Origin of the sequence: Pseudomonas sp. O230 (assembly GCF_045447035.1) — a bacterium.
Taxonomy (GTDB): Bacteria; Pseudomonadota; Gammaproteobacteria; order Pseudomonadales; family Pseudomonadaceae; genus Aquipseudomonas.
This window is the reverse complement of sequence record NZ_JBJGXN010000004.1, coordinates 28256-47894: the sequence shown is the minus strand read 5'-3', so window position 1 is coordinate 47894 and position 19639 is coordinate 28256. Positions and strand designations below refer to the sequence as shown.

The 19639-nt window shown below is 59.2% G+C and carries 21 protein-coding genes and 1 tRNA gene; 16 read left to right on the top strand and 6 right to left on the bottom strand.

The window, feature by feature from the left end; all coding sequences use genetic code 11:
- Window positions 1-21 precede the first annotated feature (21 nt).
- The 8 genes from phrB to ACI77H_RS09095 are packed head-to-tail and all read left to right on the top strand — an operon-like array spanning window position 22 to window position 6833.
- On the top strand, window positions 22-1467 hold the full coding sequence (gene phrB, locus ACI77H_RS09130; RefSeq protein WP_407011971.1) for a deoxyribodipyrimidine photo-lyase: 1446 nt from the start codon (window positions 22-24) through the stop codon (window positions 1465-1467).
- Window positions 1460-1882 carry a nuclear transport factor 2 family protein gene (locus ACI77H_RS09125; RefSeq protein ID WP_407011616.1) on the top strand — a complete coding sequence of 141 codons (423 nt, stop codon included), beginning with the start codon at window positions 1460-1462 and terminating at the stop codon, window positions 1880-1882. Before phrB ends, ACI77H_RS09125 begins: the two co-directional genes overlap by 8 nt.
- Window positions 1879-2661, top strand: coding sequence for an SDR family NAD(P)-dependent oxidoreductase (locus ACI77H_RS09120; RefSeq protein ID WP_407011614.1), 783 nt, complete (start codon window positions 1879-1881; stop codon window positions 2659-2661). The genes ACI77H_RS09125 and ACI77H_RS09120 overlap by 4 nt, the downstream gene beginning before the upstream one ends.
- A complete protein-coding gene (locus ACI77H_RS09115; protein ID WP_407011613.1) occupies window positions 2658-3905 on the top strand; it encodes an NAD(P)/FAD-dependent oxidoreductase in 1248 nt (415 codons plus the stop codon). Before ACI77H_RS09120 ends, ACI77H_RS09115 begins: the two co-directional genes overlap by 4 nt.
- Window positions 3902-4717: a DUF1365 domain-containing protein gene (locus tag ACI77H_RS09110; protein WP_407011611.1), complete on the top strand. Its 816-nt coding sequence runs from the start codon at window positions 3902-3904 to the stop codon at window positions 4715-4717. The genes ACI77H_RS09115 and ACI77H_RS09110 overlap by 4 nt, the downstream gene beginning before the upstream one ends.
- On the top strand, window positions 4704-5975 hold the full coding sequence (locus ACI77H_RS09105; RefSeq protein WP_407011610.1) for a class I SAM-dependent methyltransferase: 1272 nt from the start codon (window positions 4704-4706) through the stop codon (window positions 5973-5975). The genes ACI77H_RS09110 and ACI77H_RS09105 overlap by 14 nt, the downstream gene beginning before the upstream one ends.
- Complete coding sequence (locus tag ACI77H_RS09100; RefSeq protein ID WP_407011608.1) at window positions 5968-6474, top strand: DUF2878 domain-containing protein; 507 nt, start codon at window positions 5968-5970, stop codon at window positions 6472-6474. The genes ACI77H_RS09105 and ACI77H_RS09100 overlap by 8 nt, the downstream gene beginning before the upstream one ends.
- A 53-nt stretch (window positions 6475-6527) precedes the next feature.
- The gene (locus ACI77H_RS09095; protein ID WP_074880229.1) at window positions 6528-6833 is read left to right on the top strand and encodes a YkgJ family cysteine cluster protein; all 306 of its coding nucleotides are present in this window, start codon (window positions 6528-6530) and stop codon (window positions 6831-6833) included.
- 68 nt (window positions 6834-6901) lie between these two features.
- Here ACI77H_RS09095 and ACI77H_RS09090 read toward each other — a convergent pair whose 3' ends face one another.
- The 6 genes from ACI77H_RS09090 to hemA form a co-directional block, all read right to left on the bottom strand.
- Entirely contained in the window at window positions 6902-7420 is a 519-nt protein-coding gene (locus tag ACI77H_RS09090; RefSeq protein ID WP_407011606.1) for an acyloxyacyl hydrolase, read from the bottom strand.
- A gap of 113 nt (window positions 7421-7533) precedes the next feature.
- On the bottom strand, window positions 7534-8325 hold the full coding sequence (gene murI, locus ACI77H_RS09085; RefSeq protein WP_407011604.1) for a glutamate racemase: 792 nt from the start codon (window positions 8323-8325) through the stop codon (window positions 7534-7536).
- Window positions 8318-9073, bottom strand: coding sequence for a molybdopterin-synthase adenylyltransferase MoeB (locus ACI77H_RS09080; RefSeq protein ID WP_407011603.1), 756 nt, complete (start codon window positions 9071-9073; stop codon window positions 8318-8320). The genes murI and ACI77H_RS09080 overlap by 8 nt, the downstream gene beginning before the upstream one ends.
- Window positions 9067-9897 (bottom strand): peptide chain release factor N(5)-glutamine methyltransferase, encoded by an 831-nt coding sequence (gene prmC / locus ACI77H_RS09075; RefSeq protein ID WP_407011601.1) that lies wholly within the window; start codon window positions 9895-9897, stop codon window positions 9067-9069. The genes ACI77H_RS09080 and prmC overlap by 7 nt, the downstream gene beginning before the upstream one ends.
- Entirely contained in the window at window positions 9898-10980 is a 1083-nt protein-coding gene (gene prfA / locus ACI77H_RS09070; RefSeq protein WP_150633073.1) for a peptide chain release factor 1, read from the bottom strand. It abuts the gene before it with no gap.
- Window positions 10980-12266, bottom strand: a complete 1287-nt coding sequence (hemA, locus tag ACI77H_RS09065) for a glutamyl-tRNA reductase (protein ID WP_407011600.1) — start codon at window positions 12264-12266, stop codon at window positions 10980-10982. Before hemA ends, prfA begins: the two co-directional genes overlap by 1 nt.
- Before the next feature lie 352 nt (window positions 12267-12618).
- Between hemA and ACI77H_RS09060 the strand changes: the two genes are divergently transcribed.
- The 8 genes from ACI77H_RS09060 to ychF all read left to right on the top strand — a co-directional run bounded on the left by ACI77H_RS09060 (window position 12619) and on the right by ychF (window position 19537).
- A complete protein-coding gene (locus ACI77H_RS09060) occupies window positions 12619-14343 on the top strand; it encodes a tetratricopeptide repeat protein (protein ID WP_407011598.1) in 1725 nt (574 codons plus the stop codon).
- A 4-nt stretch (window positions 14344-14347) separates the two neighbouring features.
- Window positions 14348-14965: a lipoprotein insertase outer membrane protein LolB gene (lolB, locus tag ACI77H_RS09055; protein WP_407011597.1), complete on the top strand. Its 618-nt coding sequence runs from the start codon at window positions 14348-14350 to the stop codon at window positions 14963-14965.
- A 2-nt stretch (window positions 14966-14967) separates the two neighbouring features.
- The gene (ispE, locus tag ACI77H_RS09050) at window positions 14968-15819 is read left to right on the top strand and encodes a 4-(cytidine 5'-diphospho)-2-C-methyl-D-erythritol kinase (protein ID WP_407011970.1); all 852 of its coding nucleotides are present in this window, start codon (window positions 14968-14970) and stop codon (window positions 15817-15819) included.
- A 36-nt stretch (window positions 15820-15855) separates the two neighbouring features.
- Window positions 15856-15930 (top strand) — tRNA-Gln (locus ACI77H_RS09045).
- Between the two features lie 45 nt (window positions 15931-15975).
- Entirely contained in the window at window positions 15976-16917 is a 942-nt protein-coding gene (locus tag ACI77H_RS09040) for a ribose-phosphate pyrophosphokinase (protein WP_003208392.1), read from the top strand.
- A gap of 141 nt (window positions 16918-17058) precedes the next feature.
- The gene (locus ACI77H_RS09035) at window positions 17059-17658 is read left to right on the top strand and encodes a 50S ribosomal protein L25/general stress protein Ctc (RefSeq protein WP_407011595.1); all 600 of its coding nucleotides are present in this window, start codon (window positions 17059-17061) and stop codon (window positions 17656-17658) included.
- Between the two features lie 170 nt (window positions 17659-17828).
- Entirely contained in the window at window positions 17829-18413 is a 585-nt protein-coding gene (gene pth, locus ACI77H_RS09030; protein ID WP_407011594.1) for an aminoacyl-tRNA hydrolase, read from the top strand.
- A gap of 23 nt (window positions 18414-18436) precedes the next feature.
- Window positions 18437-19537: a redox-regulated ATPase YchF gene (gene ychF / locus ACI77H_RS09025; RefSeq protein WP_008011955.1), complete on the top strand. Its 1101-nt coding sequence runs from the start codon at window positions 18437-18439 to the stop codon at window positions 19535-19537.
- Window positions 19538-19639 lie beyond the last annotated feature (102 nt).

The following is a 19639-nucleotide window of genomic DNA, read 5'->3' as shown; positions in this document are numbered from 1 at the left end:
ATGAATCGTACGGACACCACCATGCAATTGATCTGGCTGCGCAGCGACTTGCGCCTGCATGACAACACCGCCCTCTCGGCCGCCGCTTCCCGGGGGCCGAGCGTGGCGGTGTACTTGTTGAGCCCGGAACAATGGCACGAGCATGACGACGCGCCGTGCAAAGTGGATTTCTGGCTGCGCAACCTCCGCGAACTGAGCCGCGCACTTGGCGAGTTGCACATCCCGTTGTTGATCCGTACGGCCTCTCGCTGGGATGAAGCGCCGAAGGTTTTGCTCGATCTGTGCCAGCAGTTGAAGATCGACGCGGTGCACGTCAACGAGGAGTACGGCATTCACGAAAGCCGTCGTGATGTGGCGGTAGCCGACGCACTGAAAACCAAGGGTATCGACTTCCATAGCTACCTCGATCAGCTGCTGTTCAAGCCCGGCACCGTGCTGACCAAAACCGGCACTTACTTCCAGGTCTTCAGTCAGTTCCGCAAGGTTTGCTACGACCGCCTGCACAGCTCGTTGCCGAGCCTCGTGAGCGCGCCAATGGCTCAATCGCCCCTGACCGTCGACAGCGATGAAATCCCCTCAAGCGTTGCAGGCTTCGCCACGCCCGGCGACACCTTGCGCGCGCTGTGGCCCGCCGGTGAAGCCGAAGCCCGACGCCGCCTCGATAGCTTCGCCGACGCGCAGATCGACTACTACAAAAGTGAACGCGACTTCCCGGCCAAACCCGGCACCAGTCAGCTTTCGGCCTACCTCGCGGCCGGCGTCATTTCACCACGCCAGTGCTTGCACGCCGCCCTGCAAAGCAATCAGGGTGAGTTCGAAAGCGGCAAAGTCGGCGCCGTCACCTGGATCAACGAATTGCTCTGGCGCGAGTTCTACAAACACATTCTAGTGGGCTACCCCCGCGTCTCCCGTCACCGCGCTTTCCGCCCGGAAACCGAAGCCCTGGCCTGGCGCGACGCCCCCGATGAACTGGCGGCCTGGCAAGAAGCGCGCACTGGTCTGCCGATCATCGACGCGGCGATGCGCCAACTGCTCGAAACCGGCTGGATGCATAACCGTTTGCGCATGGTCGTGGCGATGTTCCTCACCAAGAATCTGTTGATCGACTGGCGTGAAGGCGAACGTTTTTTCATGCGGCACCTGATCGATGGCGACCTCGCGGCAAACAACGGCGGCTGGCAGTGGAGCTCATCCACCGGCACCGACTCCGCGCCCTACTTCCGGATTTTCAACCCGCTCAGCCAATCGGAAAAATTCGACAGCGAAGGCTTGTTCATCAAGCACTGGCTGCCGGAGCTGGCCGGGCTGAACAAAAAAGACGTGCACAACCCGGCGAACCTTGGCGGTTTGTTTGGGGTGGCAGGTTATCCCTCGCCAATCGTCAATCTAAGTACGAGTCGCACGCGCGCATTGGCCGCGTTCAAAAACCTGCCATCGCGACAAAATGCCGGAGGCGGTTATGAGTGATTTTCTGCGCCGCTTCGCCCTGCAGTTTGCCGAGCTGAACAAAGACAACCTGCAGCGCCTGAATGAACTGTACAGCAACGACGTGCACTTCACCGATCCGCTGCACGACGTACAGGGCATCGCGCATCTGCGCAGCTATTTCGGTGAGCTCTACGCCAACGTCAAAGAGCTGCGTTTCGATTTTTACGGCTTCGACCAGACCGGCGAAGGCGAAGGTTATCTGCGCTGGGTCATGAGCTACCGCCATCCACACCTCGCCGGCGGGGGCTTGATTCGGGTGGATGGCTGCTCACACCTGCTCTGGCGTGACAAGGTTTATCGCCACCGGGATTACTTTGATGCCGGGGCACTGCTTTACGAACATGTACCCGTGTTGGGCCGGGCAATCGCCTGGCTGAAAAGGAGAATGGGATGAGTCTTACACCTCCACGACGATATTGGCTGACCGGGGCCAGCAGCGGCATTGGCGCCGCGCTGGCCGAGGAAATTCTGAAAACCGGTGCCCACCTGGCGGTGAGTGCTCGCTCGCTGGCGCCGCTGAAAGTATTGTCGCAACGCTATCCCGGGCAAGTGCTGGTGGTCGCGGGTGATCTGACCAACAGCCAGACCGTTCGCGAAATCGGTGAGCAAATCGCGCATGACTGGGGCTCGCTGGATACCGTGATTCTCAATGCCGGCACCTGCGAATACGTCGATGTTAAGCAGTTCGATTCGTCGCTCATCGAGCACGTGGTGCGCACCAATCTGCTGGCCAGCAGTTACTGCATCGAAGCCGCGCTGCCACTGTTGCGCAAAGGCCTCGCGCCGCATCTGGTGGGCGTCGCCAGTTCGGTGACGTACCTGCCGCTGCCACGGGCGGAGGCGTATGGCGCGTCGAAGGCCGGGCTGCGTTATCTGTTCGAATCGTTGCGCATTGACCTCGCGCCCGAAGGCATCGAAGTTACCGTGGTCAGCCCGGGTTTTGTCGACACACCGCTGACGGCAAAAAACGATTTCCCGATGCCGCTCAGTTGGCCGGTGGGTAAAGCTGCACGACACATCTTCGCCAAACTGAAGAACCGGCCACTGGAGATCGCCTTCCCCGCACTATTCATGGCGGCGCTCTGGCCGCTGTCGAAAATGCCCAACCGGGTGAAGCTCGCCATCGGCAAACGCATGCTGCGCAGCAGTCCGCCGATCAAGGACGTACCGTGAAGATCGCCATCATCGGCAGCGGCATCTCGGGGCTCACCAGCGCTTATCTGCTGAATCGCAGCCACGAGATCACCCTGTTCGAGGCCGGCGACCGGGTCGGCGGTCATACCCACACCGTGGACGTGCAGGTCGATGGCCGCAGCTATGCCGTGGACACGGGTTTCATTGTGTTCAACGACTGGACGTACCCGAATTTCATTCGCCTGCTGGGCCAGATCGGCGTCGGTTTCAAAGCGACAGAGATGAGTTTCTCGGTCACTGACCCGGACAGCGGCCTCGAGTACAACGGCAACAACCTCAACAGCCTGTTCGCCCAGCGCCGCAATCTGCTGTCGCCGGGATTCTGGGGCATGCTGCGGGACATTCTGCGCTTCAACAAGCGCGCTCAACTCGACCTGTCCGAGGGGCGGATCGCGGCGGACACCACGCTCGATGAGTACCTCAAGGCCGGCGGTTACGGCGAGCGGTTCATCCTGCATTACATCGTGCCGATGGGCGCAGCGATCTGGTCGATGTCGATGGCGCAGATGCTGAATTTTCCGCTGCAATTCTTTGTGCGTTTTTTCAAGAATCACGGTTTGCTGTCGGTCAGCAATCGCCCGCAATGGCGGGTGATCGAGGGCGGTTCGAGTGCTTACATCGCACCGTTGACCGCGACCTTTAACCAGAAAATCCGCCTCAACTGTCCGGTGATACGCGTCGAGCGCGACGCCGATGGCGTCGTGATCCACAGCAGCGCAGGCAGCGAGCGCTTCGACAAAGTAGTGTTCGCCTGTCACAGCGATCAGGCGCTGAAACTGCTGGCTGAACCGAGCGAAGCCGAACTGTCGATCCTCGGCGCCCTGCCCTACGCCGACAACGAAGTGGTGCTGCACACCGACACGCGCCTGCTGCCGTCGCGCAAACTTGCCTGGGCCAGTTGGAACTACCGCCTCGGTGGCGCCGGCCATACGCTGGCCGCCGTGACCTATGACATGAACATTCTGCAAGGCATCCAGAGCGACACCACGTTCTGCGTCAGCCTCAACCAGAGCGCCCGCATCAGCCCGTCCATGGTGCTTGGCCGATTCACCTACGCCCATCCGCAATACAGCCTGGCGGCAGTGGCCGCGCAGGCGCGCTGGGAAGAATTGAACGGCGCGCAACACAGCTTTTATTGCGGCGCCTACTGGGCCAACGGTTTCCATGAAGACGGCGTGGTCAGTGCATTGCGCGTGGCCCGCTCGTTCGGGGAAGTGCTATGAACAGCGCCCTCTACAGCGGCTGGATCGCCCATCGGCGGTTTGCCCCAAGACGCCATGAATTCCGTTACCGGATCGGCCTGCTGTACCTCGATCTCGACGAACAGGACGCCGTGCTCGGGTTGTCGCCGCTCTCGGGCAACGGCCGTTTCTCACCGTTTTCGTTTCGCGAAAGCGACTACCTCAAAGCCTTCACCGGCAACGGCGTACGCCTGATCGACGCGGTGCGCGAACAGGTCCGCCAGGCCATTGGTCATGCGCCACAAGGCTCGGTGTGTCTGTTGACCCAGCCTCGCAGTTGGGGCCTGGCGTTCAACCCGGTGAGTTTTTTCTATTGTTACGAAGCCGATGGCCAACTGGCGGCGATTCTTGCCGAAGTCACCAATACCCCGTGGCGCGAGCGTTATCACTATGTGCTGCCGGCCAGGACGCCGGAAGACCTGCGCGACTTCCATCAGCATTTCGCCGTGGCCAAGGCCTTTCATGTGTCGCCGTTTCTGCCACGCGATCTCGAACACCGCATGAGCTTCAGCCCCGTCGCCAAAAAACTCGGCGTGCACATGGCCGACTGGCAGGGCGAACTGAAGCTGTTCGACGCCACGCTCAACCTGGAACGCGAAGCCCTGAGTCGCGCCAGCCTGCACCGCTACTTGCGGCGCTTTCCGTGGATGACCGCGAAAACCTGTCTGGCGATTTATTGGCAAGCCCTGCGCCTGCTGCTCAAACGCGCGCCGATATTTGCTCATCAAGCTGCCGATGGCAGCTTTCAAACCGCCACCGTTCCGCCCAAGGATCGCCGCCATGAAATCCTCTAGTGTCTCGGCCAAAGCCACAACGCGACTTACCAATGGCCTGACCGGGACGTTGCTGCGTCGCGGTGTGTTGCGGCAACTGGCGCACCTCAAGCACGGGCAACTGGTGGTCGTCGAAGACGGCGAGCGGCAGGTCTTCGGCACCGCAGGCAGTCATGTGCTGGGGGAAATTCACATCCTCGATGCCGCCGCGTGGGGCCTGGTGGCGAGCAACGGTTCGATCGGCGCGGGCGAGGCGTTTATCCACGGTTACTGGACTTCGCCGGACCTGACGGCGGTGGTTCGCGTGTTCGTCAGCAACCTGCAAGTGCTGGATGCGCTGGAAGGCGGCCTGGCGAAACTCGGCCGGCCATTCGTTCAAGGCCTGCATTGGCTCAATCGCAATACGCGTAAGGGCTCGCAGAAAAACATCGCCGCGCACTACGACCTCGGCAACGACCTGTTCGAACAGTTTCTCGACCCGACCATGATGTATTCGGCGGCGCAATTCCTGAGCCCCGAGGACAGCCTGGAACAGGCGCAGTTGAACAAACTGGAGCGGATCTGTCAGAAACTCGACCTCAAACCCAGCGACCACCTGCTGGAAATCGGCACCGGCTGGGGCAGCATGGCGCTGTACGCCGCGCAGAATTATGGCTGCAAAGTCACCACCACCACGCTGTCCAAGGAGCAGTACGCCTTTACCGCACAACGGATCGAAGCTCTCGGGTTGCAAGACCAGGTCACGTTGTTGCTCAAGGATTACCGCGACCTCACCGGGCAGTACGACAAACTGGTGTCGATCGAGATGATCGAAGCGGTGGGCCATCGCTTTCTGCCGACCTATTTCAAGCAGTGTGCGCACTTGCTCAAGAGCAATGGCTTGATGCTGTTGCAGGCGATCACCATCCGCGAGCAGCGCTACGAGCAGGCCAAGGGCAGCGTCGATTTCATTCAGCGTTACATCTTCCCCGGCGGCGCCCTGCCCTGCGTGCAGAAAATGCTCGAGATCGTCAGCCGCGACACCGATATGAACTTGCTGCACATGGAGGATTTCGGCTTGCACTACGCGCGAACCTTGCGCCTGTGGCATGAGAACTTTCGCCGCGCCCAAGGCCGCTTGAGCGAATTGGGCTACGACGATTATTTCCTGCGGCTGTGGGAGTTTTACCTGTGCTACTGCGAAGGTGGTTTCCTGGAGCGCAGCATCGGCACCGCGCAGTTACTGCTGGCCAAACCTTCGGCAATCACCGCGCCCCTGCTCGGCCGCTTCGATGCTTGAACGCCTGGCTAACGCTGCGCTGTTCCAGCTCGGCTGGCTTGCGTGCGTGATCGGCGGCAACAGTTTGTGGTTATTGGTGCCGCTGGGCGCTTTGATGATTCATCTGCTGTGGATAAGTCGTTGGGCAGATGAAGGCCGGCTGATTCTCAGCGTTGTGCTGCTAGGCACGACCGTCGACAGTTCATTGCGCTGGCTGGGGGTGTTCGAGTTCAACGATGTCGCGCCGCTGATTCCTCTGTGGCTGATGCTGCTATGGGCGCTGCTGGCAACGACGTTGCGCCATTGCCTGCAATGGACCGCGACGCCTTGGTGGCTGGGCAGTTTGCTGGGCGCCGTGTGTGGACCGCTGTCGTACTACGCAGGAGGACAATTGGCGGGGGTGCAATTCCCTTACGGCCAATTACCGACGCTGATCGGTATCGGATTACTCTGGGCGCTGCTGTTTCCCACCCTGCATTTCATGGCCCAACGGCTGGCGTCTGACGACACCCACGGCTGAACGTCCGTCAGGCCTTTCACACAGCGCTGACCGACTGACTTACACTGCGCGCCATGAAAACCATTCCCCACACGCAAATTGCCGAGCCTGCGGTCACGTGCTCGACCTGCGCGGCCTGCTGCTGCCAACTCGAAGTGATGCTGATCACCGACACGGGCGTGCCTGAGCGTTTTATCGACACCGATGATTGGGGTGGGGAAGTCATGCTGCGCCTGGACGACGGCTGGTGCGCCGCGCTGGATCGCAACACGATGATGTGCACCATCTACGAAAAACGCCCGCTGATCTGCCGGGAGTTCGAGATGGGCGCACCGGAGTGCATTGAAGAGCGCCAAGGGATTACTACGGCGTATCGCTGAAATCGAAAACGCCTCGTCCGTTATTGAAGCTGGCTTGCCAGCGCCTATAACGGACGAGGCGTTTTGTCTTACAACGGCATCGTGTAGTGCAGCGCGTAACTTTCTACACCATTGTTCGGGCTGCTGAGCCCCGCATTGGAATAATGCGTCGCACGAACCCCAACTTCATGCCCGCCCGCAAAACGCAGACCGAAGCCGAAACGGTCTTCGAACTGAAAGGCACTGCCCAGTTTGTTGTCTTCAAGTTCGGTATTCGAGAACAACGCCACACCAACCCCGAGTTCTAAATAGGGCTTGACGTTCTGCCCGGCAAACTCATAAACAAACACCGGCGAAAACGAGAGGCTGTTGTTGCTGGAAGTCTTGTCGCCTTCCCAATAGGTGTAAGCGCCACTCCAGTAACCGGTCAGGCGACCGACGTCACTTTTCAGCCAGCTCTTGTCCCAGTCGAACTGCATACCCAGTCGATAGGTCATGGTCGAATCGCTGGTCTGGCCGACCCCGAACTCCACGCCTGCCGCCTGTGCGGTAAAACTTTGCCCCATCAGTGCGGCCGCAATCGCGGCCAAGCAGAATAGTCGCTTCATTAGAAACATCCTTTTCCGAACGATTTCGTAAGGTTTTTTTGTTGCTCACCGCTATAGAAGTCGACGCTTAATCAGAAGTTCACCCCAATTATTCGTTCGCCCCAGGATTTTGTTTACCCCTTGAAGCTTTGCACAACGCCAGCGGTATTCCACAGTATCGGCAAGATATTTCTGAAATGTTCCGGATCGGCACTTGTCCAGAATTGTGCTGCGCGAACAGGCCCATCGGCGAGCAATTCACGCTCGGCCAACAGCCGCTGAAGTTGGCGCGCTACGGCGGCGCCGGTGTCGATCAGGCAGATGTCCTCGGGGATCATCTGCTTAAGCAACGGCTTTAGGAAGGGGTAATGGGTGCAGCCGAGAATTATCGTGTCGCAGCCGGCGGCGAGCAGCGGCCCGACATAGCGGGCCAGCAACTCACGCAGGGCTGGACTGTGCAGATCGCCGTTCTCAATCAACTCCACCAGGCCCGGGCACGGTTGCGTGATCACCTGTACATCGGTGGCGAAGCGGTCGAGTAGCGCGGCGAACTTGGCGCTCTGCAAGGTGCCGGTGGTGGCGAGCACACCAACCACACCGCTGCGGGTAGCGGCGGCGGCTGGCTTGACCGCAGGTTCCATACCGACGATGGGCCACTCGGGATAGTCGCGCCGCAAATCGGCAACACCGGCAACCGTCGCCGTGTTGCACGCCAGCACCAGGGCCTTGGCGCCCTGCTGCTGAAAAAATTCGGCCATCACACTGCAACGATGGCGAATGAATTCCGGGGTTTTCTCGCCGTAAGGAATATTGCCGCAATCGGCGACGTACAACAGCGACTCGTTGGGCAGCAAACGCTGGACCTCGGCCAGCACCGAGAGCCCACCGACCCCGGAGTCGAACACGCCAATGGGCGCTTCACGCATGTTTCGGCCCACAGACGCTGCAGCCCGGATCACGCTTGACGCGCAATTCGCGGAAGCGCGAGCCCAAGGCATCGATCAACAGCAGCCGTCCTACCAGTGGCTCGCCGAACCCCGCCAGCAGCTTCATTGCTTCCAACGCCTGAAGGCTGCCGACCAGTCCCACCAATGGCCCGACGACTCCTGCTTCACTGCACGTCAGTTCAGCTTCGCTGCCGTGCCCGTATAAACAGTGGTAGCAAGGACTGTCCGGACGACGCGGGTCGAACACCGACAACTGACCTTCGAGACGAATCGCCGCGCCACTGACTAAGGGCTTGCCCGCGGCCACGCAGGCGGCGTTGACCGATTCGCGGGTGGAAAAATTATCGGAGCAGTCCAGCACCAGATCCACGGTGGCAACCGCTGCCGCCAAAGAATCCTCGTCCAGCGCAGTGCGATGGGCAACCAAGGTGATCTCGGGGTTGATTGCGCTCAGTCGGCGAATGGCCGAATCGACCTTGGTCTGGCCGACGCTGTCGGTGTCGTGAATGATCTGGCGTTGCAGGTTGGTCAGGTCGACGGTGTCGAAGTCCGCCAGATGCAACTCACCAACGCCAGCGGCGGCGAGATACAGCGCAACCGGCGAACCGAGCCCGCCCAGACCGACGATCAACACGCGGCTTTCTTTCAGTCGCAACTGCCCGTCGATGTCGACGTGTTGCAACAGAATCTGCCGACTGTAGCGCAACAATTCCTGATCATTCAGCACGGCAGGCGCCCCAGGCTGATCCGTTGATGACCGCCCAGATCGGTGCGGCTGTGGACTTCTTCAAAACCGCGCGTCTGCAGCAAATCGCGCACGGCTTCGGCTTGATCGTAACCGTGCTCGAGCATCAACCAGCCGCCCGCTTCCAGATGATCCGGCGCCTGGGCGACGATCAAACGCAGATCGTCGAGCCCGTCGACGCCAGCCACCAAGGCACTGGCCGGTTCGAAGCGCACATCGCCTTCCACCAGATGCGGATCGGCGGATGCAATGTACGGCGGGTTGCTGATGATCAGGTGAAAACGCTGACCTTCCAGGGCGCTGAACCAATGACTGCTCAGCACGGTGGCGTTGTTCAGGTGCAAACGCTGACGATTGCGCTCGGCCAGCGCCACGGCTTCGAGCACGCGATCCACCGCAGTGACGTTCCACGCCGGACGTTCGCTGGCCAACGCCAACGCAATGGCGCCGCTGCCGGTGCCGAGGTCGAGCACCTTCGTGGGGAGAGCGGGCAACAATTCCAGCGCGGCTTCCACCAGCAATTCAGTGTCCGGGCGCGGGATCAGTGTGTGCGGCGCGACTTCCAGATCAAGCTTCCAGAAACCTTGCTGGCCCAGTATGTAGGCCACCGGCTCACCGCCACGACGGCGTTGCAGGTATTCGGCAAACTTCAGCGCGGCGTCACTCGGAACGATGCGCTCGGGCCAGGTGTGCAGAAAGCTGCGGGACTTGCCCAAGGCCGCCGCCAGCAACAATTCGGCATCCAGGCGCGCCGTCGGCGAGTCGGGTAAATCAGCGGCGCGCAACAAACTGGCAATGATCGTCATTTAGTCACCTATCGCTGCCAATTGGTCGGCCTGGTATTCGGCCAGCAACGGTTCGATCACTGCGTCGACACCGCCCGCGAGAATTTCGTCGAGCGAATACAACGTCAGGTTGACCCGGTGGTCGGTGACCCGGCCCTGGGCAAAGTTGTAGGTGCGGATGCGCTCGGAGCGATCACCCGAACCGACCAGCAATTTACGCTCGCTGGCGATGGCATTCGCGGCGGCGCTGGTCTGCTGATCATTGAGTTTGGCCGACAGCCAGGACATCGCCCGGGCGCGGTTCTTGTGCTGGGAACGCTCTTCCTGGCACTCGACGACGATACCCGACGGCAAGTGCGTGATGCGAATCGCCGAGTCCGTCTTGTTGACGTGCTGGCCACCGGCGCCGGAAGAACGGTAGGTATCGACCCGCAAATCCGCCGGGTTGATCTCGATCGCTTCCTGCTCGTCCGGCTCGGGCAATACCGCCACGGTGCACGCCGAGGTGTGGATCCGCCCCTGGGATTCAGTGGCCGGAACCCGCTGCACGCGGTGCACGCCGGATTCGAATTTCAGCTTGCCGTAAACATTGTCGCCTTCGACACGGGCGATGACTTCTTTATAGCCACCGTGTTCGCCGATGTTCTCCGAGAGGATTTCTACCCGCCAGCCACGCCGCTCGGCGTAACGCGAATACATGCGGAACAGGTCGCCGGAGAAAATCGCCGCCTCGTCACCGCCGGTGCCGGCGCGGATTTCAAGGAACACGTTGCGCCCGTCGTTCGGGTCCTTGGGCAGCAGCATGCGTTGCAGGCTGGCTTCGATGTCGATCAGTTGCTCTTTGGCTTCGCGGACTTCTTCCACGGCCATTTCACGCATGTCCGGGTCGCTGTCCTTGAGCAATGCCTGGGCGCCTTCGAGGTCGCTCTGTACTTTGAGCAACTGTTTATAGGCGTCGACAATCGGCTCGACTTCCGCGTATTCCTTGGAATAGGCGCGGAACTTGGTCTGATCGGAAATGACCTCGCCGTCGCCAAGCAACGCGGTCAATTCTTCGAAACGGTCCTGGAGGATGTCCAGCTTATTGAGCAGTGACGCTTTCATTACGGTTTTTTATCCGAAAAGCTATCCGATGAGCCCTCACCGAGGGCAAAGAGTTCCTGGGCCATGGCCAGTGCGTCGAGGCGACCTTCGGCAGAGAGCTTTTTCAACTGCACGCTCGGGGCGTGCAAGAGTTTGTTGGTCAAGCCGCGCGCCAGTTGCACCAGCACGTCTTCGGCGCTGCTGCCGTTGGCCAGCATGCGTTGGGCCTTTTGCAATTCTTCGTCACGCAGGCGCTCGCTTTGTTGGCGATAGGCCTTGAGCACATCCACCGCCGCCAGTTCGCGCAGACGGATCATGAAATCTTCGGCACCGACCGAAACCATCTCTTCCGCCGCTTGCGCAGCGCCTTGACGGCTCTTGAGGTTTTCGGCGACCACCTCGTGGAGGTCGTCGACGCTATACAGGTAAACGTCGTCCAACTCGCCGACTTCAGGCTCGATATCGCGCGGTACGGCGATGTCCACCATGAAGATCGGTTTGTGCTTGCGCAGTTTCAAGGCACTTTCCACCGCGCCTTTACCGAGGATCGGCAACTGGCTGGCGGTGGAACTGATGACGATGTCGCTGCGCACCAGTTCGGCCGGAATGTCCGAGAGCAACACGGCATGCGCGCCAAACTGCTCGGCCAGAATACTCGCGCGTTCGAGGGTGCGGTTGGCGACAACGATGCGTTTTACCCCCAGCTCATGCAGATGGCGGGCGACCAGGGTGATGGTCTCGCCAGCGCCAATCAGCAGAGCCTGGCTGCGTTGCAGGTCGCTGAAAATCTGTTTCGCCAGGCTGACTGCGGCAAACGCCACGGACACCGGGTTTTCACCGATGGCGGTGTCGGTGCGCACTTGTTTGGCCGCGTTGAACGTGGCCTGAAACAAACGCCCGAGCAGCGGACCGATGGTGCCGGCCTCGCGGGCCACGGCGTAGCAGGATTTCATCTGGCCGAGGATCTGCGGTTCGCCCAGCACCAGCGAATCGAGCCCGGAGGCGACGCGCATCATGTGACGAACTGCCGCATCATCCTCGTGCACATAAGCACTCGCGCGCAGCTCTTCGAGGCTTAAATGGTGATAATCGGCCAGCCAGCGCAACACAACGTCAGCCGAAAGGTGATCCTGTTCTATATAGAGTTCACTGCGATTGCAGGTGGAGAGGATCGCAGCTTCGCGGCTGTCGGTGAGTCGGCAGAGCTGCTGCAAGGCCTCCACCAGCTGCTCAGGGGTAAAGGCCACGCGCTCGCGGACGCCTACTGAAGCAGTCTTGTGGTTAATACCGAGTGCAAGGAAGGCCATTCAAGGTCGCTGATGGTGACGTGAAGCCGGCAATTGTCCTACTTCGACAGATTCAGAACAACCACTCGATCTCTATTGCCTTGGCAGGCGATGCCCGGGTTTGCGAGCGGTTCTCGTTTACCCGACTTTCACGCCCTTGTAGGAGCCGGCTTGCTGGCGATGGTCGTTAACGATGGCGCATTTATCCTGGAAAGGATGCGGCGCCTGCAAGTCCATCGCCAGCAAGCCGGCTCCTACAGGGGGGGTGGTCCGACACATTCCGGGGTGCAAGGGTAAATTGGCCGGCCGGTTATGTTTGGCCGAAGGCTTGTGTCATGATGATCCGACCGCAGGTTAGTCGTCCTCTTCCTATATGAATAGATCCTCCGCGTTGCTCCTCGCTTTTGTCTTCCTCAGCGGCTGCCAGGCCTTGGCACCCGTTTCGTCGGACGGTACGCCGCCGATCGAAGACAGCACTCCGGCCCCTGAAAAGCCCAAGGTTTACAGCTCATTCAGTGAAGAAACCATCTTCAGCCTGTTGAGCGCCGAACTGGCTGGCCAACGCAATCGTTTCGACATTGCGCTGGACAACTATGTGACCCAGGCCATCAACACCCAGGATCCGGGCATCTCCGAACGGGCCTTCCGCATCGCCGAATACCTGGGCGCCGATCAGGCGGCACTGGACACTGCGCTGATCTGGGCGAAAAACGCCCCGGAGGACCTCGAGGCGCAACGAGCCGCGGCCGTGCAACTGGCGCGTGCCGGGCGTTATGACGACTCCATGGTCTATATGGAGAAAGTCCTGCAAGGCAAGGGCGACACGCATTTCGATTTCCTCGCACTGTCCGCGGCCGATACCGATCAGGAAACCCGCAACGGCCTGATGAAAAGTTTTGACCGTTTGTTGCAGCGTCATCCCAACAACAGCCAGCTGATTTTCGGCAAGGCCTTGTTGATGCAACAGGACGGCGACAGCAAAGGCGCACTGGCGTTGCTGGAAGACAACCCGCCGGACGACGGTGAAATCGCCCCGATCCTGCTGCGCGCACGCCTGCTGCAATCGCTCAGTCGTGGCGATGAAGCGCTGCCACTGCTGCAAAAAAGCATCAAGAAGTACCCGGACGACAAACGCCTGCGCCTGACTTACGCGCGCATGCTGGTCGAACAGGACCGCATGGACGACGCCAAAGTCGAGTTTTCGAGCCTGGTTCAGCAATACCCGGAAGACGACGAATTGCGTTATTCCCTGGCGCTGGTGTGCCTCGAAGCCAAGGCCTGGGACGAGGCCAAGGGTTATCTGGAAGACCTGATCACCCGGGAAAGCCACGTCGATTCGGCGCACCTGAACCTTGGCCGTATCGCTGAAGAGCGCAACGATCCCCAAGGCGCACTGCTCGAGTACGCCCAGGTCGGTCCCGGCAACGACTACCTGCCGGCGCAATTGCGTCAGGCCGATATCCTGATGAGCAACGGCAAAACCGCCGAAGCGCAAAGCCGCCTGGCGACCGAGCGTGAAGAACAACCCGATTACGCGATTCAGTTGTATCTGATCGAGGCCGAAACGCTGTCCGCCAATAAACAGGGGGACAAGGCCTGGAATGTTCTGCACAAAGCCTTGCAGCAATACCCGGACGATCTGAATCTGCTGTACACCCGCGCCATGCAGGCGGAAAAACGCAATGACCTGGCGCAGATGGAGAAAGACCTGCGGCTGATCATCAAGCGCGACCCGGACAACGCCATGGCGCTGAACGCCCTCGGCTACACCCTGTCCGACCGCACGACGCGTTATGCCGAAGCCAAGGCCCTGATCGAACAGGCCCACCAGATCAACCCGGAAGACCCGGCGGTACTCGACAGCCTCGGCTGGGTGAATTTCCGCATGGGCAATCTCGACGAAGCGGAAAAGCTGCTGCGCAAGGCACTCGATCGCTTTCCCGATCAGGAAGTGGCCGCTCACCTCGGCGAAGTCCTGTGGGCCAATGGCAAGCAACGGGAAGCCAAACAAATCTGGGGCAAGTTCCTCAAGGAACAACCCGATAGCCCAATCCTGCGCGGCACCATCAAGCGCCTGACCGGATCAGAGACTCTTTAAGATTATGTTTTTGCGCCACTTCATCGTTTTCAGTTTCATTGCCTTGCTCGCCGGTTGCGCGGGCTTCGGTGCCCGCGAATCGGTACAGGGCCAGGGCGACGCCGCTCTGTGGCGTGTTCACAAAGAGCAACTGACCGGCCTCGACGGCTGGCAGATCAACGGCAAGATCGGCATTCGCGCACCAAAAGACTCGGGCAGCGGCACACTGTTCTGGTTACAGCGCCAGTCTTATTACGACATTCGCCTTTCGGGCCCTCTGGGTCGCGGCGCCGCACGCCTGACCGGGCACCCCGGAAAGGTCTCGCTGGAAGTTGCCAATCAGGGGCGCTATGAAGCGCCGACGCCGGAAGTGCTGCTTGAAGAACAGCTCGGCTGGAAGTTGCCGGTGTCCCATCTGGCGTGGTGGGTCCGCGGACTCCCGGCGCCGGACAGCAAGAGCCGCCTGACCCTGGATACCGATAGCCGCCTGGCCAGCCTGGAACAGGATGGCTGGCAAGTCGAATACCTGAGTTACGCCGAACAAAACGGCTATTGGCTGCCCGAGCGGATCAAACTGCATGGCACCGACCTTGACGTCACGCTGGTGATCAAGGAATGGCAACCACGCAAACTGGGGCAATGAACATGACTGCCCCACGCTTGACGCTGCCCTCCCCGGCCAAACTCAATCTGATGCTGCACATCCTCGGTCGCCGTGAAGACGGTTACCACGAGTTGCAGACGATTTTTCAGTTTCTTGATTACGGCGATGAAATCACCTTCGCCGTGCGCGACGACGGCGTGATTCAACTGCACACCGAATTCGACGGCGTGCCTCACGACAGCAATCTGATTGTTCGAGCCGCGAAAAAACTTCAGGAGCAATCCGGTTGTTCGCTCGGCATCGACATCTGGATCGAAAAAATTCTGCCCATGGGCGGCGGAATCGGTGGCGGCAGTTCAAACGCCGCGACGACTTTGCTCGGCCTGAATCATCTCTGGCAACTGGGCTGGGATGAAGATCGACTGGCCGCGCTGGGCCTGACGCTGGGCGCCGACGTCCCGGTTTTCGTACGTGGCCACGCGGCTTTCGCCGAGGGAGTGGGAGAGAAACTTACTCCTGTAGACCCCGAAGAACCGTGGTATCTCGTGCTTGTTCCGCAAGTATCTGTAAGTACAGCAGAAATTTTTTCAGATCCGTTGTTGACACGTAACTCTTCTCCCATTAAAGTGCGCCCCGTTCCCAAGGGAAACAGTCGAAATGACTGCTTACCGGTGGTAGCAAGGCGTTATCCTGATGTACGTAACGCATTGAATTTGTTAGGTAAATTTACCGAAGCAAAACTCACCGGAACTGGAAGTTGTGTGTTTGGGGGCTTCCCAAGCAAAGCTGAAGCTGATAAAGTCTCGGCCCTTCTTACAGAGACCCTTACAGGGTTTGTAGCAAAGGGAAGCAACATTTCGATGTTGCATCGCAAGCTGCAAAGTCTGCTCTAAAGGAACCGATTACTGGGTAATCGTTGCAACAGATACAGGGGCGTCGCCAAGCGGTAAGGCAGCAGGTTTTGATCCTGCCATGCGTTGGTTCGAATCCAGCCGCCCCTGCCATTTTCTATACTCATCCAGGTTACCCTCAGCCTCTAGGTACTGCGCGTGTCCAAGATGATGGTCTTTACGGGGAACGCTAACCCCGATCTGGCTCGGCGTGTCGTACGTCAGCTGCATATCCCTCTCGGTGACATCTCTGTCGGTAAGTTCTCCGACGGCGAAATTACAGCCGAGATCAATGAAAACGTCCGCGGTAAAGACGTCTTCATTATTCAGCCGACTTGCGCTCCGACCAACGATAACCTGATGGAACTGGTAGTGATGGCTGATGCCTTCCGCCGCTCCTCGGCTACTCGTATCACTGCTGTTATTCCTTACTTTGGTTATGCCCGTCAGGATCGCCGTCCGCGTTCCGCACGTGTAGCTATCAGCGCGAAAGTCGTTGCTGACATGCTTACCGTAGTCGGCATCGACCGTGTTCTCACGGTTGATCTGCATGCTGACCAGATTCAGGGTTTCTTCGATATTCCGGTAGATAACATCTACGGCTCCCCGGTTCTGGTGGATGACATTGAAGATCAGCGCTTCGAAAACCTGATGATTGTGTCCCCGGATATTGGTGGCGTCGTGCGTGCACGTGCCGTTGCCAAATCCCTGGGCGTGGATCTCGGGATCATCGACAAACGCCGTGAGAAAGCCAATCACTCTGAAGTGATGCATATCATCGGTGATGTCGAAGGGCGTACCTGTATTCTGGTCGATGACATGGTCGATACCGCCGGCACTCTGTGCCATGCGGCAAAGGCTTTGAAAGAGCATGGCGCTGCCAAGGTTTTCGCCTACTGCACACACCCTGTGCTGTCCGGTCGGGCGATCGAAAACATTGAAAATTCCATGCTGGACGAACTGGTGGTGACTAACACCATCCCGTTGTCCGCTGCTGCTCAAGCCTGCTCGCGTATCCGCCAACTGGATATCGCGCCGGTAGTTGCCGAGGCGGTCCGCCGCATCAGCAATGAAGAATCGATCAGCGCGATGTTCCGTTAAGGGCCCTGCCCTTCTCGCACAGCTCGTTGACGAAAAGCGCCCCGCCCCGGCATTACTGTCGGGGCGGGGCTTTTTTGCCCATATCGCCTTTAGCGCTGGTCGCAAACGCTGGGGCGAATGTGGTTATTTTGGAGATACAACATGAACGATTTTACTCTGAATGCTGAAGTGCGTTCCGACCTGGGGAAAGGTGCGAGCCGCCGCCTGCGTCGTCTCGCAAGCCTGGTACCAGCTGTAGTTTACGGTGGCGAAAAAGCCCCTGAATCCATCAGCATGCTGGCTAAAGAAGTTGCCAAACTGCTCGAAAACGAAGCGGCTTACAGCCACATCATCGAGCTGAACGTTGGCGGCACCAAGCAAAACGTCGTGATCAAAGCTCTGCAACGTCACCCGGCCAAAGGCCACGTGATGCACGCTGACTTCGTACGCGTAGTAGCTGGCCAGAAACTGACCGCTATCGTTCCAGTGCACTTCATCAACGAAGAAGCACCGATCAAGAAAGGCGGCGAAATCTCGCACGTTGTTGCTGAAATCGAAGTTTCCTGCCTGCCGAAAGACCTGCCTGAATTCATCGAAGTCGACCTGGCTAACGCCGAAGTCGGTTCGATCATTCACCTGTCTGACCTCAAAGCCCCTAAAGGCGTTGAGTTTGTTGCTCTGGCTCACGGCGATGACAAGGCTGTTGCCAACGTTCACGCTCCACGTGTTGCACCAGAAGCTACTGAAGGCGCTGCAGAGTAATTCACTCTGTGATGCCGGAGTGACCAGGTAACATCGCGGACTGGAACGTAGCGAGAAAGCGGGCGAGAACGCGGAGTTTACATAATGGTAAATGAGCACTTGTCGTCCACTTTCGCCGCACACCCTGATTGCGGCGATGTTATCCACCACTCCAAGGAAGGGCCCCTATCGTGACTGCCATCAAACTGATCGTTGGCCTGGGAAATCCAGGCGCTGAATACGAACAGACCCGGCATAACGCAGGGGCCCTTTTTGTTGAGCGCATCGCGAACGCACAAGGCGTCAACCTTGTGGCCGATCGCAAATATTTCGGCCTGACCGGGCGCTATTCGCACCAGGGTCAGGATGTTCGTCTGCTGATTCCTAACACGTACATGAACCGTAGCGGCCAGGCCGTCGCGGCACTCGCAGGATTCTTCCGCATCAAGCCTGAAGAAATACTCGTGGCGCATGACGAACTCGACCTGCCTCCGGGCGTTGCCAAACTCAAACAGGGCGGCGGCCATGGCGGTCACAACGGGTTGCGCGACATCATCGCGCAACTGGGCAATCAGAATACCTTCTACCGCTTGCGGCTTGGCATTGGCCATCCGGGCGTAGCCAGTATGGTTTCAAATTTCGTCCTGGGTCGTGCGCCACGCGCCGAACAGGAAAAACTCGATGCCAGCATCGACTTTGCCCTCGGCGTGCTGCCGGATATCCTCGCCGGGGAATGGAACCGCGCGATGAAAAACCTGCACAGCCAGAAGGCCTGACTCTACTCCTCGGGGAAAACACCATGGGATTCAATTGCGGCATCGTCGGCCTGCCTAACGTCGGCAAGTCCACCCTGTTCAACGCCCTGACCAAATCCGGGATCGCGGCCGAGAACTTCCCCTTCTGCACCATCGAACCGAACACCGGTATCGTGCCGATGCCGGATCCACGACTGGAAGCCCTGGCAGCCATCGTCAATCCGAAGCGCATCCTGCCGACCACCATGGAATTCGTCGACATCGCGGGTCTGGTTGCCGGCGCCTCGAAAGGTGAAGGCCTGGGCAACAAATTCCTCGCCAACATCCGTGAAACCGATGCCATCGCCCACGTAGTCCGCTGCTTCGAAGACGAGAACGTGATTCACGTCTCCAACAGCGTCGACCCGAAACGCGACATCGAAATCATCGACCTGGAACTGATCTTCGCCGACCTCGACAGCTGCGAGAAGCAACTGCAGAAAGTCGCCCGCAACGCCAAGGGTGGTGACAAGGACGCCGTTGTCCAGAAGGGCCTGCTGGAGCAATTGATCGCTCATTTCACTCTCGGCAAGCCTGCGCGCACGCTGATGAAGAACATGGGTGCCGACGATAAAGCAGTGATTCGTGGCTTCCACCTGCTGACCACCAAGCCGGTCATGTACATCGCCAACGTCGCTGAAGACGGTTTCGAGAACAACCCGCTGCTGGACATCGTCAAGGCCATCGCCGAAGAAGAAGGCGCCATGGTGGTTCCGGTCTGCAACAAGATCGAAGCCGAAATCGCCGAACTGGAAGATGGCGAAGAAAAAGACATGTTCCTCGAAGCCCTGGGCCTCGAAGAACCAGGCCTGAACCGCGTGATCCGCGCCGGCTACGAAATGCTGCACCTGCAGACCTACTTCACCGCCGGCGTCGAAGAAGTCCGCGCCTGGACCGTCCGCGTCGGTGCCACTGCACCGCAAGCCGCTGGCGTGATCCACACCGACTTCGAAAAAGGCTTCATCCGTGCCGAAGTCATCGCGTATGACGACTTCATCCAGTACAAGGGCGAAGCCGGCACCAAAGAAGCCGGTAAATGGCGTTTGGAAGGCAAGGATTACATCGTGAAAGACGGCGACGTGATGCACTTCCGTTTCAACGTCTAAGTTTTCAGGACGAAGCACCCGCCCAAGAAAAAGCCGCGTTTGATACGCGGCTTTTTTGTGCCTGAAATAATCCCACTCACAGCATAGAACCAATGTGTGTGG